General features: G+C 67.4%; 20 protein-coding genes. 15 read left to right on the top strand and 5 right to left on the bottom strand.

Annotated elements, in window-relative coordinates; genetic code table 11:
* Positions 1-68: 68 nt before the first annotated feature.
* From OG405_RS23410 to OG405_RS23395, 4 genes are all read left to right on the top strand, one after another.
* The gene (locus tag OG405_RS23410) at positions 69-437 is read left to right on the top strand and encodes a hypothetical protein (RefSeq protein WP_327148604.1); all 369 of its coding nucleotides are present in this window, start codon (positions 69-71) and stop codon (positions 435-437) included.
* Between the two features lie 485 nt (positions 438-922).
* The gene (locus tag OG405_RS23405) at positions 923-1153 is read left to right on the top strand and encodes a hypothetical protein (protein ID WP_327148603.1); all 231 of its coding nucleotides are present in this window, start codon (positions 923-925) and stop codon (positions 1151-1153) included.
* A 138-nt stretch (positions 1154-1291) separates the two neighbouring features.
* Positions 1292-2014, top strand: coding sequence for a response regulator transcription factor (locus OG405_RS23400; RefSeq protein WP_327148602.1), 723 nt, complete (start codon positions 1292-1294; stop codon positions 2012-2014).
* Positions 2011-3528: a sensor histidine kinase gene (locus tag OG405_RS23395; RefSeq protein WP_442790596.1), complete on the top strand. Its 1518-nt coding sequence runs from the start codon at positions 2011-2013 to the stop codon at positions 3526-3528. The genes OG405_RS23400 and OG405_RS23395 overlap by 4 nt, the downstream gene beginning before the upstream one ends.
* 1 nt (position 3529) lies before the next feature.
* On the opposite strand, the gene OG405_RS23390 is transcribed toward OG405_RS23395, so the two are convergent.
* Positions 3530-3955, bottom strand: a complete 426-nt coding sequence (locus tag OG405_RS23390) for an HIT family protein (RefSeq protein WP_327148601.1) — start codon at positions 3953-3955, stop codon at positions 3530-3532.
* 65 nt (positions 3956-4020) lie between these two features.
* Positions 4021-4398 (bottom strand): PH domain-containing protein, encoded by a 378-nt coding sequence (locus OG405_RS23385; protein WP_327148600.1) that lies wholly within the window; start codon positions 4396-4398, stop codon positions 4021-4023.
* Between the two features lie 185 nt (positions 4399-4583).
* Here OG405_RS23385 and purD point away from each other — a divergent pair, with 185 nt between their 5' ends.
* On the top strand, positions 4584-5855 hold the full coding sequence (gene purD, locus OG405_RS23380; protein ID WP_327148599.1) for a phosphoribosylamine--glycine ligase: 1272 nt from the start codon (positions 4584-4586) through the stop codon (positions 5853-5855).
* Between the two features lie 65 nt (positions 5856-5920).
* Here the strand turns inward: purD and OG405_RS23375 are convergent, their stop codons facing one another.
* Together OG405_RS23375 and OG405_RS23370 are read right to left on the bottom strand one after the other, a co-directional pair.
* A complete protein-coding gene (locus OG405_RS23375) occupies positions 5921-6484 on the bottom strand; it encodes a transglycosylase SLT domain-containing protein (protein WP_327148598.1) in 564 nt (187 codons plus the stop codon).
* A gap of 421 nt (positions 6485-6905) precedes the next feature.
* Positions 6906-7889 (bottom strand): M23 family metallopeptidase, encoded by a 984-nt coding sequence (locus OG405_RS23370; protein WP_442790785.1) that lies wholly within the window; start codon positions 7887-7889, stop codon positions 6906-6908.
* Between the two features lie 405 nt (positions 7890-8294).
* On the opposite strand from OG405_RS23370, the gene OG405_RS23365 reads away from it, so the two are divergent.
* The 7 genes from OG405_RS23365 to OG405_RS23335 all read left to right on the top strand — a co-directional run bounded on the left by OG405_RS23365 (position 8295) and on the right by OG405_RS23335 (position 16362).
* Positions 8295-9479 carry a pyridoxal phosphate-dependent aminotransferase gene (locus tag OG405_RS23365; RefSeq protein WP_327148597.1) on the top strand — a complete coding sequence of 395 codons (1185 nt, stop codon included), beginning with the start codon at positions 8295-8297 and terminating at the stop codon, positions 9477-9479.
* A gap of 113 nt (positions 9480-9592) precedes the next feature.
* Positions 9593-10231, top strand: coding sequence for a TetR/AcrR family transcriptional regulator (locus OG405_RS23360; RefSeq protein WP_327148596.1), 639 nt, complete (start codon positions 9593-9595; stop codon positions 10229-10231).
* A gap of 6 nt (positions 10232-10237) precedes the next feature.
* Positions 10238-11665, top strand: coding sequence for an adenylosuccinate lyase (gene purB / locus OG405_RS23355; RefSeq protein ID WP_327148595.1), 1428 nt, complete (start codon positions 10238-10240; stop codon positions 11663-11665).
* Positions 11666-11713: 48 nt separating this feature from the next.
* Positions 11714-12136 (top strand): HIT family protein, encoded by a 423-nt coding sequence (locus tag OG405_RS23350; RefSeq protein ID WP_327148594.1) that lies wholly within the window; start codon positions 11714-11716, stop codon positions 12134-12136.
* A gap of 179 nt (positions 12137-12315) precedes the next feature.
* Positions 12316-13275: an alpha/beta hydrolase gene (locus OG405_RS23345; RefSeq protein ID WP_327148593.1), complete on the top strand. Its 960-nt coding sequence runs from the start codon at positions 12316-12318 to the stop codon at positions 13273-13275.
* An 80-nt stretch (positions 13276-13355) separates the two neighbouring features.
* Complete coding sequence (locus OG405_RS23340) at positions 13356-15521, top strand: S9 family peptidase (RefSeq protein ID WP_327148592.1); 2166 nt, start codon at positions 13356-13358, stop codon at positions 15519-15521.
* A gap of 139 nt (positions 15522-15660) precedes the next feature.
* Positions 15661-16362 (top strand): DUF2334 domain-containing protein, encoded by a 702-nt coding sequence (locus OG405_RS23335; RefSeq protein WP_327148591.1) that lies wholly within the window; start codon positions 15661-15663, stop codon positions 16360-16362.
* A gap of 48 nt (positions 16363-16410) precedes the next feature.
* Here the strand turns inward: OG405_RS23335 and OG405_RS23330 are convergent, their stop codons facing one another.
* Complete coding sequence (locus OG405_RS23330; protein WP_327148590.1) at positions 16411-17055, bottom strand: MBL fold metallo-hydrolase; 645 nt, start codon at positions 17053-17055, stop codon at positions 16411-16413.
* 143 nt (positions 17056-17198) lie between these two features.
* Here OG405_RS23330 and purS point away from each other — a divergent pair, with 143 nt between their 5' ends.
* The 3 genes from purS (at position 17199) to OG405_RS23315 (ending at position 19538) form a co-directional block, all read left to right on the top strand.
* Positions 17199-17435 (top strand): phosphoribosylformylglycinamidine synthase subunit PurS, encoded by a 237-nt coding sequence (gene purS, locus OG405_RS23325; RefSeq protein WP_327148589.1) that lies wholly within the window; start codon positions 17199-17201, stop codon positions 17433-17435.
* Positions 17432-18109 carry a phosphoribosylformylglycinamidine synthase subunit PurQ gene (gene purQ, locus OG405_RS23320; RefSeq protein WP_327148588.1) on the top strand — a complete coding sequence of 226 codons (678 nt, stop codon included), beginning with the start codon at positions 17432-17434 and terminating at the stop codon, positions 18107-18109. The genes purS and purQ overlap by 4 nt, the downstream gene beginning before the upstream one ends.
* Before the next feature lie 154 nt (positions 18110-18263).
* Entirely contained in the window at positions 18264-19538 is a 1275-nt protein-coding gene (locus OG405_RS23315; protein ID WP_327148587.1) for a M18 family aminopeptidase, read from the top strand.
* Positions 19539-19653: the final 115 nt, after the last annotated feature.

Below are 19653 nucleotides of genomic sequence, written 5' to 3'. Positions count from 1 at the left end.
GTAACGGCCCAGGATACGTGCGCGATGGTCAAGCGATGCTCGAGAATCCCTGACCGATCGGACACCGAATGAAAAAGGCGACAGTCGCCGCCGCACGGATCGCCGTCGCCGCTGCCTCGACGGCAGCCTTCGCTACCGTGCTCGGCTCAGGTGCGGCGCAAGCCGCGCCGCAGGATTGTGTCGTCACTCGGGATCTGGTCGGCGCGACGGCGGCGTGCCACGACGACGACGCACCCGTCGGGCGGGAATACGCTCTGGTCGTCGAATGTTTCGGCCTGCACGGCGTGCCCAACGCCTTCCCACTCATGGCCGTCGGTCCCTACCAGGGTTCGTGGAGTGGTTCCTTCGGTCCGTCCGGTCACGGTACGGCCTCCTGCCTGGGCGCCATGAGTATCGGGACGACTACGAACGCTTACGTAGCGATCTATCGGGACTGATCCATCGTGCACAGCGCGAGACCACGACGCATGTAATTCGCGTACGCACAGTTGTTCTAGAAGCGCTGCCCTGAGGGTGGCCCCAGCATGGAGACAATATGACCCGATCTGTTCTATTCGCCGCCGCAGCGGCCACCATCGCGTTAGCTGTTGCGGGATGCGGTGGCGAGAGTGCTTCCGATGCCGGTCCATCGGCGTCGGGTACCACCTCCCGGTCTGTCGCGACCAAGGCGACCGCTGCCGAGACCCCAGCGTCCCCTGCGCCTGCGGACGGTAGCGGCGACGCTGTTTCACCGCCGGCCGCCGGTTCGCCTGCTGAGCCGCCGGCTGCTGGTTCGCCTGCTGAGCCGCCGGCCGCTGGTTCGCCTGCTGAGCCGCCCGCGGGTCCGCCGGCTGCTGAACCGCCGGTCACTGCACCACCGGTGGCCGAACCTTGCGCTGAGGTGAACAACGAGTACCTGATAACCACGTTGAGGATGACAGGGATGCCCCGGTATCCCCTGGCCGATCTCCAGCAAGCACGATGCAGCGGCACCTTCGCGTCGGCTATGTCCCACCCGGAGGGCACTCTCCACCCGGTCATGTACCTGTTCGAGTACTCCGAGCAGGACGGACACACCCACTGGCGCGTGATCGATGTCGGCGAGGGCCTCGACTGCGTGAACAGGCACGGTGTTCCCGCCGACGTAGGCAGCGCAATCGGCTGCGCTTCCTGACAGATATATCCACTCATCGCCCGATCGGGGCCACCGCCGTGGCGGTGGCCCCGATCGCGCTATGGCCACCGCGATGGACACAGCGTGTTCACAGCGAGTGCGCAGGGGGATGCCAGGGGTGTGGGCCACTATGAGGCTATGAGTGGTGCGCAGAGCGCAGCACCGGAGGCACGGGTGCTGGTCGTCGACGACGAGGCGATGATCGTCGAACTGCTGACCGTGAGTTTACGGTTCCAGGGGTTCGAGGTGGCGTCCGCGGCCGACGGCGCGCAGGCCTTGGATGTGGCGCGCGGGTTCCGGCCCGACGCGTTGATCGTCGATGTGATGATGCCGGGGATGGATGGGTTCGGGCTGCTGCGGCGATTGCGGGCCGACGGTATCGATGCGCCTGTGTTGTTCCTGACCGCCCGCGACGATATCCAGGACAAGGTGACCGGTTTGACGCTGGGCGCCGACGACTACGTCACCAAGCCGTTCAGTTTGGAAGAGGTCGTGGCGCGGTTGCGGGTCATCCTGCGCCGGGCGTTGGGGAGTGCTCCGGCACGCGAGCCGTCCCGTATCCGGTTCGCCGATATCGAGTTGGACGACGATACGCACGAGGTGTTCAAGGCCGGGGCGTCGGTGGCGTTGTCGCCCACCGAGTTCACGCTGCTGCGATATTTCATGGTGAACGCGGGGACGGTGCTGAGCAAGCCGCGGATTCTGGATCATGTCTGGCGTTACGACTTCGGCGGGGAGGTCGGGGTGGTGGAAACGTATGTGTCGTATCTGCGGAAGAAGGTCGATACCGGTCCGCACCGGCTGATCCACACCTTGCGCGGGGTCGGCTACGTGCTGCGCGAATCCGCCGGCCGGTCGTGAACACCGAGGATCCGCCGGTCGCTTCGCCGTCGGCTCCCGCTCGCCGCCGGGGCGTGACCGGGCGGCTGGCGGCGGTACCGCTGCGGGTGACGCTGGTACTGGCCCTGGTCGCGCTGGCCGCCGCCGGGTTGCTGGCGTCGGGGGTGGCGGTGACTTCCGCCCTGCGTGCCGCCTTGATCGACCGGGTGGATCAGCAGCTGCAGGAGCAGGCGCAGACCTGGGCGCGGCCCGGTAACCGGCCGCCGCCGCTGCCGGGTGAACCAGGTCGTGAGCGACCGCCCGTGCCGTATTACGCGCGGGTCGTGGACGATTCCGGCAGGTTGTATCTGCAATCCGATATCGGCGACTTCGGGCCCGACCTGCCGCAGAACATGCGGCCGGGAACCTTCACCACCGGGACGGCCGGCGGCGGTTCCGGGCAGTGGCGGGTGCGGTACACGGAGAATTCCCGGGGCACCAGCGTGGTGGCGCAGCGGCTGGACGAGACCGAGGAGATCGTCGAGCGGCTGGTGGTCCTGCAGTTGGTGATCGGGGCATTGGTGCTGGCGATGCTGGCGGTCGCCGCCTATTTCGTGATCAGACGTAGTCTGCGCCGCCTGGTCGAAGTGGAAGAGACCGCCGCGGATATCGCGGCCGGGGATCTGCATCGGCGGGTGCCGATGGGTGGTACCAACACCGAGGTCGACCGATTGGCGCAATCGCTGAATTCGATGCTGGCACAGATCCAACGCGGGTTCGCCGCCACCGAGGCATCGGAGGAGGCGGCGCGGCGGTCCGAGGAGAAGATGCGCCGTTTCGTCGCCGACGCCAGCCACGAGTTGCGGACGCCGCTGACCACCATCAAGGGTTTCGCCGAGTTGTACCGGCAGGGCGCCACCGGTGATACGGATATGCTGCTCGACCGGATCGAACGCGAGTCGAAGCGGATGGGGCTGCTGGTCGAGGATCTGCTCATGCTGGCCCGTCTCGACGCCGAGCGTCCGGTGGAATACGCCCCGGTCGACCTGCTGGCCTTGACCAGCGACGCCGTCCACAGTGCGCGTGCGGTCGCGACAGCGCAGGGCCGGCGGGACCCGGAACATACGATCCGTTTCGAGGTGCAACCCGGTACCGGTACCGCGGAGGTACCGGGCGATGCCGCTCGGATCCGGCAGGTGCTGGCGAATCTGCTGAACAACGCGCTCGTGCACACACCGCTCGATGCCACGGTGACCGTCCGGCTGACTCCTGACCGCGATTACGTCCAGCTCGACGTGTCCGATACCGGCCCGGGGATGGCACCGGATCAGGCATCGCGGGTTTTCGAGCGGTTCTATCGGGCCGACGATTCCCGCAGCCGCGGTAGCGGCGGTTCCGGGCTGGGCCTGTCGATCGTGCAAGCGCTGGTGGCCGCCCACGGCGGCTCCGTGGACGTGCACAGCGAGCCCGGGGCGGGCGCCACCTTCACGGTGTGGCTACCGCGCGACCGGCCGGAACCGAACGCCGCGGCTTCCGGCCACCCCGACGAGGCTTGACTCAGTCGGGTACGTTCTCGCCGTAGCCGAGGTCGCGCAATGCCTGCTTGATCCGCGCCTGGGCGTCGTCGAGGGATTCCGGCGCCGGGTTCGGATCGGCTCCGGAGATATCGAAATTGCCCATGGTGAACGCCGGGAACACATGGACGTGCAGATGCGGGACCTCGAGCCCCGCGATCAGCAGCCCCGCACGCGGCGCGTCCCAAGCCGCCCGCACGGCCTGCCCGACCTTCTGTGCCACGCCGTTGAGGCGCGCGAAGACCTCGGGCTCGAGGTCCTGCCACTGGTCGATCTCCTGACGGGGCACCACGAGGGTGTGCCCGGGGGTCACCGGCGCGATGGTGAGGAACCCGACGAATTCGTCGTCTTCCCAGACGAACCGCCCCGGCAGGTCACCCGCGATGATCGCACTGAAAACAGAAGCCATGCCGCGAGACTAGTGTTCGCCTGCCGATCGTGGCGTTACGGGGCGGCCGGGTTCGCGGTATCGCATCATGCTCCGACGAAGTGGGAGAGGATGCCCTGCACCTCGTAGATGTCGACCTGGCGGTTGAACTTCTTCTGCAGGGGTGTGTCGGTGCCGGCGATCCACAGCACCAGCTCCGCGTCCAGATCGAAGGTGCCCGCCGTTTCCACCGCGAAATGGGTGATCGAGCGGTACGGGATGCTGTGATAACTCACCTTCCGGCCGGACAGGCCCTGTTTGTCGATCAGGATGAGGCGCCGGTCGGTGAACAGCATGGCGTCGCGGACCAGGATGTAGGCGGAATAGACCTGTTCGCCGTTGCCGAGTAGCCGCTGGTATTCCTGTTGGGCACGGGCCGGCTCCACCTGTCCGGCATTCCCCATGATTCCGTCCATCAGCCCCATGACACGTCCTCCCGTATGCGCTCACCGGCGGCTCTGGGTCCCGGCGCGCGGGTTGCCCACCCGTTCAGGGTGTTTCCACCATCATCCACAGCCGGCCGTCGTTGTGGTGAACTCGCTGGTACGGGACGGGAGTCGGGGCGAACCTGCCCCGACGGAAGCCGATACCGCACCTATAAGCTGTCCGGGTGCGAGTACTCGTCATCGGTTCCGGAGCCCGTGAACACGCCCTCGTCCTTGCGCTGCGCCGTGATCCGGCGGTGAGCGCGATAGTCGCCGCGCCCGGTAACGCCGGTATCGCACAGCACGCGCAGGTGCGGCCGGTGGACCCGGGCTCCGGGGAGTCGGTGGCTGCTCTGGCCCGGGAGGTGGCCGCGGATCTGGTGGTGATCGGCCCGGAGGTGCCGCTGGTACTGGGTGTGGCCGACGCGGTGCGCGCGGCCGGGATCGTCTGCTTCGGTCCGTCGGCCGCGGCCGCCCGGATCGAGGGGTCGAAGGCGTTCGCCAAGGATGTGATGGCGGCGGCGGGCGTGCGTACCGCGCGCAGCGAGATCGTGGATACCCCCGCTGAATTGGATGCGGCCCTGGACCGTTTCGGCCCGACCTGGGTGGTCAAGGACGACGGGCTGGCCGCCGGTAAGGGGGTGGTGGTCACCCCGGATCGTTCGGAGGCCCGGGGGCATGCCGCGGACCTGCTCGAACATGGGCATCCGGTGCTGCTGGAGTCGTTCCTGGACGGACCGGAGGTATCGCTGTTCTGCCTGGTCGACGGGGAGACGGTGGTGCCGCTGTTGCCCGCGCAGGATCATAAGCGGGTCGGTGACGGCGATACCGGGCCGAATACCGGCGGTATGGGCGCCTACACTCCGCTGCCGTGGCTGCCGGAGGGCGAGGTAGCCCGGATCGTCGACGAGGTGGTCGCGCCGGTGGCCGCCGAATTGGTCCGGCGCGGAGACTCTTTCAGCGGACTCCTGTACGCCGGGCTGGCGATGGGGGAGGCAGGCCCCGCGGTGGTGGAGTTCAACTGCCGGTTCGGTGATCCGGAGACACAGGCAGTGCTGTCGCTGCTGGAGAGCCCGCTCGGAGAACTGTTGTACGCCACCGCGACCGGGACACTGGCCGAGGTGGCGGCGCCGCGCTGGCGCGGTGGCGCCGCGGTGACCGTGGTGCTGGCCGCGGAATACTATCCGGCCCGGCCCCGCTCCGGCGACGTCATCACCGGCGCCGCGGACGCGGCGACCGACGACGCGGCCACAGTGCTGCACGCCGGAACGGCGTTGCGTGCGGACGGCGCGCTGGTGTCCGCTGGTGGCCGGGTACTCAGTGTCGTCGGTACCGGTACCGATCTGGTCGCGGCCCGGGAGGCCGCTTACGACCGGCTGGCCGGGATCAAACTGACCGGCGGCCACTATCGTTCGGATATCGGTCTCGCCGCCGTCGAAGGCCGGATCGGCTGCTGAGAACCCGCGACGGGCGGCGCGTGCGCACGCACCGCCCGCGTGGGAGGTTCACCCGGCTCGACGGATCAGTACGCCCCGAAGACGTTATCGATCGAGCCGTAGCGGTGGGCCGCGTAATTGCAGGCAGCCGCGATATTCGCGACCGGGTCGTAGATATCCCACGAGGTGCCGTCCACGTGATATGCGGCGAAGGTGGGATCGATGACCTGCATGAGCCCCTTGGACGGGATACCTGCTGCGGCGTTGGAGTCCCAGAGGTTGATCGCGCGCGGATTACCACCGGATTCGCGGAGGGCGTTGCGGTGGATGCCCTCGTAGCTGGCCGGGATACCGCGCTGGCCGAGAACATGCAGTGCGTTGCGGATCCAGCCGTCCAGGTCGTTGGAGAAGATCGGGGGCAGCAGGAGTTCGGGCAGTGGCTGCGGCAGCGGCTGGACGAATTGTGCCAGCTGGTCCTGCTGCGGCCGGGGCAGCTGCTGCTGCCATTGGAACGCTTGCTGCTGCACCTGCCGCGCGGGATCCTGCAACTCCGCGGGAACGCCCGAGATGGCGGCGTCCGCGTGTGCCTGTGTCGGGACCACGACGGCGGCGGCAATGGCGACGAGGGGCAACAGTTTTCGTAAATGCATGGGGAGGGCTCCGACAGCGCGAAGATACTGACGCCGTCGCGTGTCAGGGCCGTCGACGGCGTTGTTGCGCTGCTTCTTTTGTGATTCGTGTTGTGAAAAGGAAATTCAGTTGTCCGCGCTCGGTGGCGCGGTGCATCGAACCCCGGTCCGAGGGCCGGTGCCGAGGCGTAAGCCGTTCGCGTCGGAATATTCGAATGAAGGCGATAACCGTGCGGAAACGAACTTGCGATCTGTTGTCTGGCGAATCACAGAATGGTTGCGAAAGGTTAACAAAAGGTGAACGTAAACATAATTGCAGGTTCTATTCTGCTGAGAGAAATCGATTTACCTGCTGTTACGGAGTCATGTATCACATCCGGGTCCGGAGGCCGGGCGAACTCGTAGCCGGATTCTGTGTATTTGCCCCGATGGCTGGATCGGCTCAGTTGTACGAGACTCCGTGCAGGGCAAGCCACTGCTGTGGGTCCACATGCTGTCCGTTCGAAATGATCTCGAAATGCAGGTGCGGACCGGTGGAATCGCCACGATTTCCCATACGTGCGATCTGCATTCCGGCCGGGACGCGTTCGCCGACCGAAACGAAGAAGTCGTACATATGGCCATAGACGGAGATCGCGCCGTCGTCGTGTCGGATCCGTACCCACAGGCCGAAACCGGATGCGGGACCGGCATCGATCACGGTGCCGCTCGCGACGGCGTAGATCGGAGTACCGATCGGGCCGGCGATATCGATTCCTCGATGGAAGGTGCCCCATCGGCTCCCGAAGCCGGAGGTGAACGTGCCCGGAGCGGGCAGGACATAACCACCCGCGCCCGGTGGCACGGCACCCGGCGGAATGATGCCGCCCTCCGGGCCACCCGGAGCGGGCGCGCTGTTGATCCACGGCTGCTCCTGCCCCGCGACCGCCGCCGCGGCCTCCGCTTTGGCCCGCAACAGGGTGGCCCGCGCGGCTGCGGCGACCACCGCCTGTTCACGCAGGCGCTCGCCGTTGTCGATGGCGTCGAGATAGCGGCGGACCGACGGGATCGGGGTGGACAGTCGCAGCGGATGGGCGACCGGCACGCGATAGGCGACACCCGGAGCCGGTGGACGGTCGGTGACCAGTAGGCCCGCGGAACCGTCGCCCGCCGCCGAGAGCACGATGAGCAGCAGGATGCCGATGAGAACCCGGTGCCGCCGGGCCGCGGTGGTGATCTCCCCGGTTGTCGGGCGGCGCGCGATCAGTTCGGCGATATCGGCGGGAGTGGGGTGGCGGCGCACGAGCTCGCCGGCCGATCGCCGGAGCCGCCGGTATGCCGTGCGCAGCCGACGACCCGGCGCACGGGGGGTTGCGGCCGCGCGTTCCCGCCAGCCCGGTGCGATGACGAGACCGCCGCCGGTCGCGGCCGCGCGATTCAGGGATATCCGCTGGTCGTCGGGGTCGTCGGCGGTCGAGTTGTCGCCGGGATCGCCGGACTCCGGTTCGATATCCAGGACATCCGGGCGGCGTTCCCCGGGGTCCCGCCTCGGACCCGATCGGGTCGCCGGGCGCCTGCCCGAATGAGCGACACTGCCGTGGTCGGCCGAATCGGCGCGCCGCGGCTGGGCCTCATCCGCTGCTCCCGTCGAGCGTCCGCCGCGCCGAACCGCCACGGACAGCGGGTGCACCGCCCGATTCCAGTGTCGGCGGAGGAACCCGGTACCGCGTCCGGACGCGGTGGAACCGGGGTCCCCTGTCGGCGGACCGTCGGCCTGCTGGCCGGCCTTGTCGAGCATCAGAGCAGACCATAGCTGTCGAAGCGCTCGAAGCGGTGTTCTACCGTCGGTCGGGTGTCCACTGAATCTCGGCGCTCGACCATCCCACCTTTTTACGTGATGGATGTCTGGAAAGCCGCCGCCGAACGCGCCAGAACGCACGGCGATGTACTGAGTCTCGCGGCCGGTCAGCCCTCGACACCGGCACCCGCGCCGGTGCTACGCGCCACCAAGGCTGCGATAGACGCCGAACTATTGGGGTACACAGAGACTTTCGGCATACTTCCGCTACGTCAGGCCATCGCCGGACATCATCACCGGGCCTACGGTTATCCGGTGGATCCCGACGACGTCGTCGTCACCACCGGCTCCTCCGGCGCGTTCACCCTGATCTTCCTGGCGGCCTTCGATCCCGGGGACACCGTGGTCGTGGCGCGGCCGGGCTACCCGGCCTACCGCAACACGCTGGCCGCGCTCGGCTGCCGGGTTGTCGAACTGGACTGCCGAGCCGAGACCAGGTTCCAGCCGACGGTCGCGATGCTCGAAGAGCTGCCGCAACCGCCGAAGGGCCTGATCGTGGCCAGCCCCGCCAATCCCACCGGCACCATGATCGACCCGGACGAACTCGCCGCGGTGGCGCGATGGTGCGACGCGCACGGCACGCTACTGATCTCCGACGAGATCTATCACGGCATCACCTACGGCGGTGAGCGCACCGCGTCTTCCTGGGAAACCTCGCGTTCGAGCGTGGTGATCGGGTCGGTTTCGAAGTACTTCTCGATGACCGGCTGGCGACTGGGCTGGATGCTGGCCCCGCCCGAACTGCGCCCGGCACTGCAGCGGCTGGCGTCGAATATGACCGTCTGCCCACCGGCGATCTCGCAGTACGCGGCGGTGCACGCGTTCGGGGACGAGGCGCGGACCGAACTCGACGCGCATGTGCACCGGTACGCGATCAATCGGGCCATCCTGCTCGAGGGGCTGGCGGGGCTCGGTATCACCGACCTCGCGCCCGCCGACGGCGCCTTCTACGCCTACGCCGATATCGGCCACCTCACCGGCGACTCGATGGCCTGGTGTGCGGAGGTGCTCGCGAATACCGGGGTGGCGCTGGCGCCGGGCCTGGATTTCGACACCGTGAACGGACATCGCACAATCCGGCTGTCCTTCGCCGGGGCGACCGCCGAAATCGAAGCCACGCTCACCAGACTCGGCGACTACCTCCGACCGACCACAAACGAACCCCCTGCCCGGCAATAACTTTGCACAGTACGACAACATCACCGCGCGGATGCGGTAGAAACATCGATGGTTGTTTCCCCTTATCCCTGATTCCGCACGGATGTAATGATGAAGACTGGCACGATGGCACGGTGATAACCGCGACGACTCCGAAGGGTGAACGGCGTCGCCAGGCGCTGGTGGCTGCTGCCGCCGAGTTACTGCTCGAAGGCGGTTTCGACGCGGTGCGGCATCGCTCTGTCGCGACCCGCGCCGAACTGCCGCTGGCCTCCACGACCTACTACTTCGAGTCCCTCGAGGATCTGATCGCGCGAGCGGTCGAGTTCAGCGGTAACGCCGAGCTCGAGGCCATGCGGCGGCGGATCGGCGAGGTGACCCACCGCCGTCGCGGTGCGGAGGCGACCGTCGACCTGGTGCTCGACCTGCTCATCGGTCCCGAAGGTGTGGACGAGGGAGCCCGTGGCCGGTTGATCGCCCGTTACGAACGCACCGTCGCCTCGGCCCGGCATCCCGAACTGCGAGAGGTCCAGCTCCGACTACGCGGGCAGCTGGACGAGCTGCTCTCCGATGTACTACGCCGATCCGACCGGATGGTGCGGCCCGAACAATTGCGCAGACTGGTCGCGGTGGTCGACGGCGCTGTAGTCGCCGCCCTCTCCGAATCCGATCCGCAACCCCGGCGGCTGGCCCGCGGCGCCCTGCTGGAGGTCATCGATATCGTCGCTCCGGCGACGCACCAGCCGATCGACCGCTACCGGTCACTAGACTGACCGGACGTGACCTCAGACCTGATCCCCAACGTCCTCGCCACCCGCTACGCCAGTCCGCAGCTGGTGCATCTGTGGTCTCCCGAGCAGAAGATCGTGCTCGAACGGCGGCTGTGGCTCGAGGTGCTGCGCGCCCAGGCCGAACTCGGAATAGATGTGCCGGCCGGGGTGGTCGACGACTATCAGCGGGTCGTCGGACAAGTCGACCTGGCCGCCATCGCCGAACGCGAACGCGTCACCCGCCACGATGTGAAAGCCCGCATCGAGGAATTCAACGCCCTCGCCGGGCACGAGCACGTCCACAAGGGCATGACCAGTCGCGATCTCACCGAGAACGTGGAGCAGTTGCAGATCCGGCTGTCACTCGAACATATCCACGGGCACGGTGTCGCGGTGGCCGCCCGCCTCGCCGAACGGGCCGTCGAATACCAGACGCTGGTGATGGCAGGGCGCTCGCACAATGTCGCCGCCCAGGCCACCACCCTCGGCAAACGTTTCGCCTCGGCCGCCGACGAAATGCTCATCGGCCTGACCCGGCTACGCGAACTCATCGACCGCTACCCGCTACGCGGGATCAAAGGCCCGATGGGTACAGCGCAGGACATGCTGGACCTGCTCGGTGGCGACGCCGCGAAACTCACCGCGCTCGAACAGCAGGTCTCCCGGCACCTGGGTTTCACCAGTGTGCTGACCAGCGTGGGCCAGGTCTACCCGCGGTCCCTGGACCACGATGTGCTGTCCGCGCTGGTGCAGATCGGCGCCGCCCAATCCTCGCTTGCCCACACCATCCGGCTGATGGCGGGCCACGAACTGGTGACCGAAGGGTTCCAGCCGGGCCAGGTCGGCAGCTCGGCCATGCCGCACAAGATGAACACCCGCTCCTGCGAACGGGTCAACGGCCTGCAAGTGGTGCTCCGGGGGTACGGGTCGATGGCCGCCGAACTCGCGGGCGCACAGTGGAACGAGGGCGATGTCTTCTGCTCGGTGGTGCGCCGGGTCGCGCTGCCGGACGCCTTCTTCGCGATCGACGGAATGATGGAGACCTTCCTGACCGTGCTCGCCGAATTCGGCGCCTACCCGGCGGTGATCGCCCGCGAACTGGACCGCTACCTGCCGTTCCTGGCCACCACTCGCATCCTCATGGCCGCGGTCCGCGCCGGGGTCGGACGCGAGGCCGCACACGAAGTGATCAAGGAACACGCGGTCGCGGTAGCCCTGGCCATGCGGGAACAGGGGCGCGAACCGGACCTGCTGGACCGGCTGGCCGCCGACGCACGGATGCCTCTGGACCGCACCGCCCTGGATGCCGCGCTGGCGGACAAGGCGGCGTTCATCGGTGCGGCCGACGCACAGGTGGCAGACGTTGCGGCCCAGGTGGGCAAGCTGGTCGCCGCCTATCCCGAGGCGGCCCGGTATACGCCGTCACCAATCCTCTGAAGGTGAGGTGTTTTCGGCGCCGCCGCAGGCGGCGCCAAAATTACAGCTATGGATTCGATTTTCGCCGAGATCATCGCGGGGCGGGCGCCGTCCAGCAAGGTCTACGAGGATGACGATGTGCTGGCCTTCATGGATATCCGGCCGATGACGCCGGGGCATCTGCTGGTGGTGCCGAAGACTCCGGCGCGGGAGCTGGCCGAGCTCGATCCGGTGCTGGGCGGGAAGTTGTTCCAGGTGGGGCAGCGGCTGGCGGCGGCGCTGCGGGACAGTGAGGTGGCCTGCGACGGGGTGAACTTTTTCCTGGCCGATGGGGTGACCGCCGGGCAGGAGGTATTCCATGTCCACCTGCACGTTATCCCGCGCACTCCAGGGGACGGGTTCGGTCTGCGGGGGCGGCCGCGGACGCCGCCGCGGGCGGATCTGGATTATCTGGCCGGTTCCGTCCGGGGTGCTTTGCAGCGCGGGGCGTGATCGGCGGGTTTTCAACCGGGGGAGTCGTTTCACGGATCGGGAACAAATGGATACGTAGGCTCGGCTGTCGACTATAGTCAGCATGTTTGCTGCGAATATGCTGCATGTGCGCTGTTGTCGGGTCGAAATGGTGAGCATGGGCATGAGCTAGTTTCCGGGGTGGGCTAGGAGGTGCGAACGTGCGATATTTTCGGATAGCTGTACTGATGCTGGGGGTGGTCGGTTTGGCTGCCGGGCTCCCCGTTCTCCGGCCCGCTCCGGCCGCCGCGGCGGAAGTCGTGCGGATCGACGAGCTCAGCCCGACGCGGTCGGCGGTGTTCATCGCTTCCCCCGCCATGAACCAGGTCGTACAGGTGCAGGTCCTGCATCCGGCGGGCGGCGGGAGCCGGTCCAGTTACTACCTGCTGGACGGGCTCGATCCGGGCGTCGGCCAGAGCACCTGGACCAACGCCACCGAGGCCGAGCGGTTCTTCCTCGGCAAGAACGTCAACGTGGTTCTGCCGGTCGGCGGGAAGGCCAGTTACTTCACCGACTGGCAGCGCGATGACCCGACGCTCGGCCACTACCGGTGGGAGACCTTCCTGACCCAGGAACTGCCGGCGATCATCGACGGCGAATTCGCGGGTAACGGGCAGAACGCGATCGGGGGTCTGTCGATGGGCGGGCATGCCGCCTACATCCTCGCGGCCCGGCACCCTGGTCTGTACACGGCCGTCGCCGGGTACAGTGCCTGTCCCGATACCGGGCTGGCGACCGTGGCGGTGCAGTTCTCCATCATGACCAGGGGCGGTAACCCCGACAACATGTGGGGTCCGGGCGGCAGCCCGGAATGGGCGGCCCACAACCCGGCCCTCATGTTGGACCGACTGCGCGGGAAAACCCTGTTCCTGTCCACCGGTAGCGGCCTGCCCGGTCCGCACGAGCTGGAACTGAAACCGCAGCTGCCGGAGAACATCGTGCTCGGCGGGCCGATCGAGTTCGCGGTCGATACCTGTGTGATCTCATTCGAACGCCGGGCGCGCGCGGCGGGTCTGCCGATCCGGGTCGACTACAGCCCGGTGGGTACGCATTCCTGGTCGTATTGGAACGACCATCTGCAAGCGTCCTGGCCGACCATCGGGCCCGCGATCGGCGCCTGAGCGGATCGGCCGGCACGCTCGGGCCCGTCGTTGCCGGTGGTCTCCCCGGCCGCCCGGGGCGGGCCGCTACGGTGGTGGCCATGGCTGACAGTGGTAGTCCGGTAACCGACGCGGTGGCCGCGCCCACGGCGAAGACGGTGCCGTTCGAGCGCGTACACCACGGCGATCTGTTCGTCGACGAATACGAGTGGCTGCGGGACAAGGAGAACCCGGAGGTCATCGCTCACCTCGAGTCCGAGAACGCCTATACGGAGGCCCGGACGGCGCATCTGGCACCGCTGCGCGAGAAGATCTTCGACGAGATCAAGAGCCGCACCCAGGAGACCGATCTGTCGGTGCCGACCAGGCTCGGCGACCACTGGTACTACTCGCGCAGTTATGAGGGCAAACAGTACGGAGTGCATTGCCGGTGCCCGATCGACGCGGACGCCATCGGAATCGACGCCTGGACCCCGCCGCAGTTGGAGGCCGGGACAGAGATCCCGGGCGAACAGGTCCTGCTGGACAGTAATGTGCTGGCCGAAGGTCACGATTTCTTCGCACTCGGCGCGTTCTCGGTGAGTCACGACGGAAACCTGCTGGCCTTCTCGGTGGATACCGCCGGCGACGAGCGCTACACGCTCCGGTTCATGGATCTGCGCTCCGGTGAACTGCTCGGGGACGAGATCCCCCGGACCGCGCCCGGGGCGACCTGGTCGCTGGACGGTACCCACGTCTTCTATCAGACCGTCGACGAATCCTGGCGACCCGATACCGTGTGGCGGCACCGGCTCGGCGACACCTCGGCCGCGGATGCGCAGGTCTTCCACGAGCCGGACGAGCGTTACTGGGTGAGTGTCGGTGCCACCAGGTCGGAAAAATTCCTGATGATCTGGGTGGGATCCAAGATCACCACCGAGGGCTGGGTACTGGAATCCGACGATCCGACCGGCGAGTTCCGGGTGCTGCTGCCCCGCCGCGAGGGGGTCGAGTACTCGGCGGAGCACGCGGTGGTGGCAGGACAGGACCGGTTCCTGATCCTGCACAACGATGTGATCGACGGGGTGAAGGCGGAGAACTTCGTCCTGGCCGAGGCCCCGGCCGACGACCCCGCGCGGCTGCGCACCCTCATCGGGCACCGCGACGATGTGCGGCTGGAGGATATCGACGCCTTCGCCGGGCAACTGGTGCTCAGCTATCGCCGGGAAGCGCTGACCCGGGTCGCGGTGTGGCCGCTGACCGCGGACGGCTACGGCGAACTGCGGGAACTGGATTTCGAGCTGGAGCTCTACAGCGCGGGGCTCGGTTCCTGCCCGGAATGGGATCAGCCCACGCTGCGGCTCGGCCTCACCTCGTTCATCACTCCGACCCAGGTGTTCGACTATGTGGTGGAGACGGGTGCGCTGCTGCTGCGCAAGGAACAGCCGGTGCTCGGTGGTTACGACGCCGACGACTATGTGCAGCATCGGGATTGGGCGGTCGCCGAGGACGGCACCCGCATCCCCATCTCGATCGTGGCCCGCCGCGATACCGATCGGGTCGCGGGTCCGAAACCCCTGCTGCTCTACGGATACGGCTCTTACGAGGCGAGCATGGATCCGGGTTTCTCGGTATCTCGGCTCTCGCTGCTCGATCGCGGCATGGTTTTCGCTATCGCCCATGTGCGGGGCGGCGGTGAGATGGGCCGACTCTGGTACGAGAACGGAAAGACTCTCAGCAAGAAGAACACCTTCACCGATTTCGTCGCCTGCGCAAGGCATCTCGTCGACAGCGGGGCGACGGCGCCCGATCGGATGATCGCCGACGGTGGCAGCGCGGGCGGACTCCTGGTGGGTGCCGTGGCCAATATCGCGCCGGAACTCTTCGCGGGCGTGCTGGCCAACGTGCCGTTCGTCGACCCGCTCACGTCCATCCTCGACCCGTCACTGCCGCTGACAGTGATCGAATGGGACGAGTGGGGAAATCCGCTGGCGGACAAGGACGTCTACGAGTACATGAAATCGTATTCGCCCTATGAGAACGTCGCGGCGAAGGAATACCCGGCGATTCTGGCTATCACCAGCATCAACGACACCCGCGTGCTGTACGTGGAACCGGCGAAATGGGTCGCTAAACTGCGCGCCACCAAGACCGGCGACGCGCCGCTGCTCCTGAAAACGGAGATGAGTGCCGGGCACGGCGGGGTCAGTGGCCGGTACGAGAAATGGCGTGAGGTCGCGTTCGAGTACGCGTGGGTGCTGGACACCGTCGGTCTCGGAGAGAAATAGGCCGCGCCGGGCGGCGATCCGATCGTGTTCCGATGTTCGCCGCCCGGCCATACGCACCGCACGGGCTGGTCACCGGACCTGCATGCGCAGGTCACCGGCACTGCACGCTACGGACATCTGTGCGTGCCATTGTCGATACATGAACGCTGAGCTGCTCGTTTCGGTGTCGGGCGTCCGGGAAGCCACCCGGGACGCGGCTATCGGTTTCGCCGAGGAGATGGATCAGCGCGGGGTGCGGTTGTCGGTGCTGGTGGCGCCGCGGCTGAAGGGCGGCTATCGGCTGGCCGACGACTCCACGACCCAGACCTGGTTGCGCGGCCGCCGGGGCCGTGGCGATGCGGTGGTGTTGCACGGGTACGACCAGGCGGCCACTCAACGGCGCCGGGCCGAATTCGCGACCTTGCCCAGGCATGAGGCATTGCTGCGCCTGACCGCCGCCGACCGGATCATGGAGCAGGTCGGTCTGCGCACCCGATTGTTCGCCGCGCCCCGCTGGGATGTTTCCGCCGGTGCGATCTCGGCACTGCCCGAAGTCGGGTTCCGGCTGTCGCTCGGTTTGACCGGTATTCACGACCTCGAACGCAATACGGTGCAGAAAGCGCGGGTTTTCGGCATCGGCGAGGGTTTCCGCGCCGAGCCCTGGTGGTGCCGCGCGCTGGTCCTGGGCGCCGCGCGCACCGCGCGGCGTGGAGGAGTGCTGCGGCTGGCCGTCTCGGCCGCGCAGTTGGGGCTGCCGGGTCCCCGGCAGGCGGTGCTCGATGCCGTGGATCTCGCGCTCTACCACGGTGCGCGCAGCGAGGTGTACCGCTGGGAACCGGTGCGTGCCGTCCGCGCGGCCTGAGACTCCGCCGCCCCATTCGGCGATAGGGGCGGCGGTTTCACTTCCGGATCAGAGTTCGGCGTCGTTCTCCGGCCGCAGGATCGTGAATTCGGTATCGGCCTTGCGCATCTCGTCGAGCCGGCCGAAATACACACCCCACGCCTGCTCGGCGATGATCCCGTAGTGGATCGGGAAAGCCAGCCGCGGCGCCACCGCCCGCAGATAGTCCACCGCCTCGCTGATCTTCATCCACGGAGCCGCGGCCGGGACGGCGAGCACATCGACCGGAGTGGACGGAACCCACAGCGAATCGCCGGGATGGACGAACCGAGTCGGGTGCGCGGCGGTACCCAGCTGGAAGACGGTGTTGTCGACGACCGGCATCTCGGGATGAATCACCGCGTGCCGCCCGCCGCCGCCGGTGATGCGCAGACCGTCGAGATCGACGATATTGCCCGCGTGCAGTGCTTCCCAGGCCCCACCCCGGAGCTCGGCGGTCTGCGGATCGGACAGCAGTCGTGCCCCGGGATTCGCCTCGATCAGCGGGTCGATCCGGTTCGGATCGATATGGTCGGCGTGCTGATGGGTGACGGCGATCGCGTCGAGTCCGGTGAGGCCCTCGAAACCGTGGGAGAACGTACCGGGATCGAAGAGGATCTTCTTCCCGTCCAGTTCGACGAGTACGCAGGAGTGACCGAAGTGGGCTACACGCATGCACGCAAGGCTAGTACTGCATATGTTCGGTTACCCGCCGCGACCGTCCGCTCACCGGGCAATTAGGCTGCTCAGGTAACCCATCCGCGTCCCGGCGCCGACGCCGGGCGCAGCTCATCCCCTTTTTTTGTGAGGAGCAACCCGTGGCACGTGTCGTGGTCGAGGTGATGCCGAAGGCCGAGATCCTGGATCCGCAAGGGCAGGCCATAGCCGGTGCCCTGCCGCGCCTGGGATTCGAGGGCGTCACCGACGTCCGGCAGGGCAAACGCTTCGAACTCGAGGTCGGTGACGACGTCAGCGACGACCAACTCGCCTCGATCGCCGAATCACTGCTGGCCAACACGGTGATCGAAGACTGGAAGGTGGTGCGCGTCTCGTGACCGCCCGCATCGGGGTCATCACCTTCCCCGGCACCCTCGACGATGTGGACGCCGCCCGCGCGGTCCGGCTGGCCGGCGCCGAAGCCGTGAGCCTGTGGCACGGTGACGCCGACCTCAAAGGAGTCGACGCGGTAGTCGTGCCCGGCGGATTCTCCTACGGCGACTACCTGCGCTGCGGTGCCATCGCTCGATTCGCCCCCGTGATGGGCGCAGTCGTCGAAGCGGCCGGTAAAGGTATGCCCGTACTCGGAATCTGCAACGGCTTCCAGGTGCTGTGCGAGGCGGGCCTGCTGCCGGGCGCCCTCACCCGAAACGAAGGCCTGCACTTCATCTGCCGCGACGAGTGGCTGAGCGTCGAAGCCACCGATACCGCGTGGACCTCACGCTACGAACCGGGCGCGCAGATCCTGGTCCCGCTGAAATCCGGGGAGGGCCGCTACCAGGCTCCACAATCGGTACTCGACGAACTCGAAGGCGAGGGCCGGGTGGTCTTCCGCTACGCGGGCGACAACCCCAACGGCTCACAGCGTTCGATCGCGGGCATCGCCTCGGAGAACAAGCGAGTCGTCGGTCTGATGCCGCATCCGGAACACGCGACCGAAGCGTTGACCGGGCCCAGTGACGACGGGCTGGGGTTGTTCCTTTCGGTGCTGGACGCGCTGGTCACTTCCTGAGCCGAGTGGAGACTCGCCGCCGGTATCCGGGGTAGTCGGTATCCGGGGTAGTCACAGAGGTGGACCTGGAGGTTCGCGGGGACTTCCAGGGCCTCGGCCCCGCGCCGCCGCGGGCGGTGCCGAAAACACACGCACTCGCGCATAGGGTCACAGCATGCCGAGTTCTGCTGTTGCGGCTTCGGCCGCCGGGTTGTGTGAGTTCATCGACGCGTCCCCCTCGCCGTTTCATGTCTGCCGGACCATGGCCGAGGATCTCGAAGCCCACGGGTTCGTCCGTCTCGACGAGACCCGGTCGTGGCCCGATACCGGGGGCCGGTACTACATCGTGCGTGGCGGGTCTCTCGTCGCTTGGGCGGATCCGGAGCAGGCGGGGCCTTTCCGGGTGGTGGGTGCGCATACCGACAGTCCGAATCTGCGGGTCAAGCAGCATCCCGATCTGAGTGTCGCGGGCTGGCAGCTGGTACGTATGGAACCGTACGGCGGTGCGTGGTTGAACTCGTGGCTGGACCGTGAACTGGGGATCTCCGGTCGGATCAGCGTGCGCGAGGGGTCGGGGCTGGCCGAGCGGCTGGTGCGGATCGACGAACCGATTCTGCGGGTGCCGCAGCTGGCCATCCATCTGTCCGAAGATCGGCGCGGGGTGACGCTGGATCCGCAGCGGCACGTGAACGCGATCTGGGGTGTGGGTAGTGGACCTGCCTCGTTCCTGGACTATGTGGCCGAGGCCGCGGGGGTCGACCCGGGGGCGGTGCTGGGCTGGGAACTGATGACCCACGATCTGGCGCCGAGCCGAGTGATCGGCGCCGGCCGGGATCTGGTCAGTGCACCGCGGCTGGACAACCAGGGCACCTGCTACGCGGGACTGCGCGCTTTTCACGCTGCGGTCGAAGATCCGGGGGCCGCTGTCCCGGTCCTCGCTGTTTTCGACCACGAGGAGGTCGGCAGTCAATCCGACCGGGGCGCGCAGTCGGAGTTGCTGCCCACGGTGCTGGAGCGGATCGTGCTGGCCCGCGGTGGCGGTCGTGCCGAATTCCTGGCCGCGGTCGCGGGGTCGGTGTGCGCTTCGGGCGATATGGCACACGCCACCCACCCGAACTATCCGGACCGACACGAACCCTCGCACGGGATCGCGGTCAACGGCGGCCCGGTGCTGAAGATCAACCAGAACCTTCGTTACGCCACCGACGCTGTCGGTGCCGGGGCGTTCGCTCTGGCGTGTGACCGGGCGGGGGTGCCGATGCAGCGTTATGTGCATCGCGCCGATCTGCCGTGTGGTTCCACCATCGGTCCGATGACCGCCGCACGCACCGGCATGCCGACGGTGGACGTGGGAGCACCGCAGCTGGCGATGCATTCGGCGCGGGAGATGATGGGTGCCGCGGATATCACTGCCTACGCGGCAGCGCTGGCAGCTTTCCTCGCCCCGTAGCCCCGGGTCCGGCGGTTCGGGTCCGGACCGCCGGACGGGGGTTTTCCGGCGGTAGGGTCGGTAATCGGTGCGGCGCAGGTGGACGTAGGATTCGTCCTGGATCAACTCTGTCGGG

Source organism: Nocardia sp. NBC_01329 (genome assembly GCF_035956715.1).
Lineage (GTDB): Bacteria > Actinomycetota > Actinomycetes > Mycobacteriales > Mycobacteriaceae > Nocardia.
The sequence above is the reverse complement of the archived record's forward strand: the minus strand, read 5'-3'. Positions and strand labels throughout refer to the sequence as shown.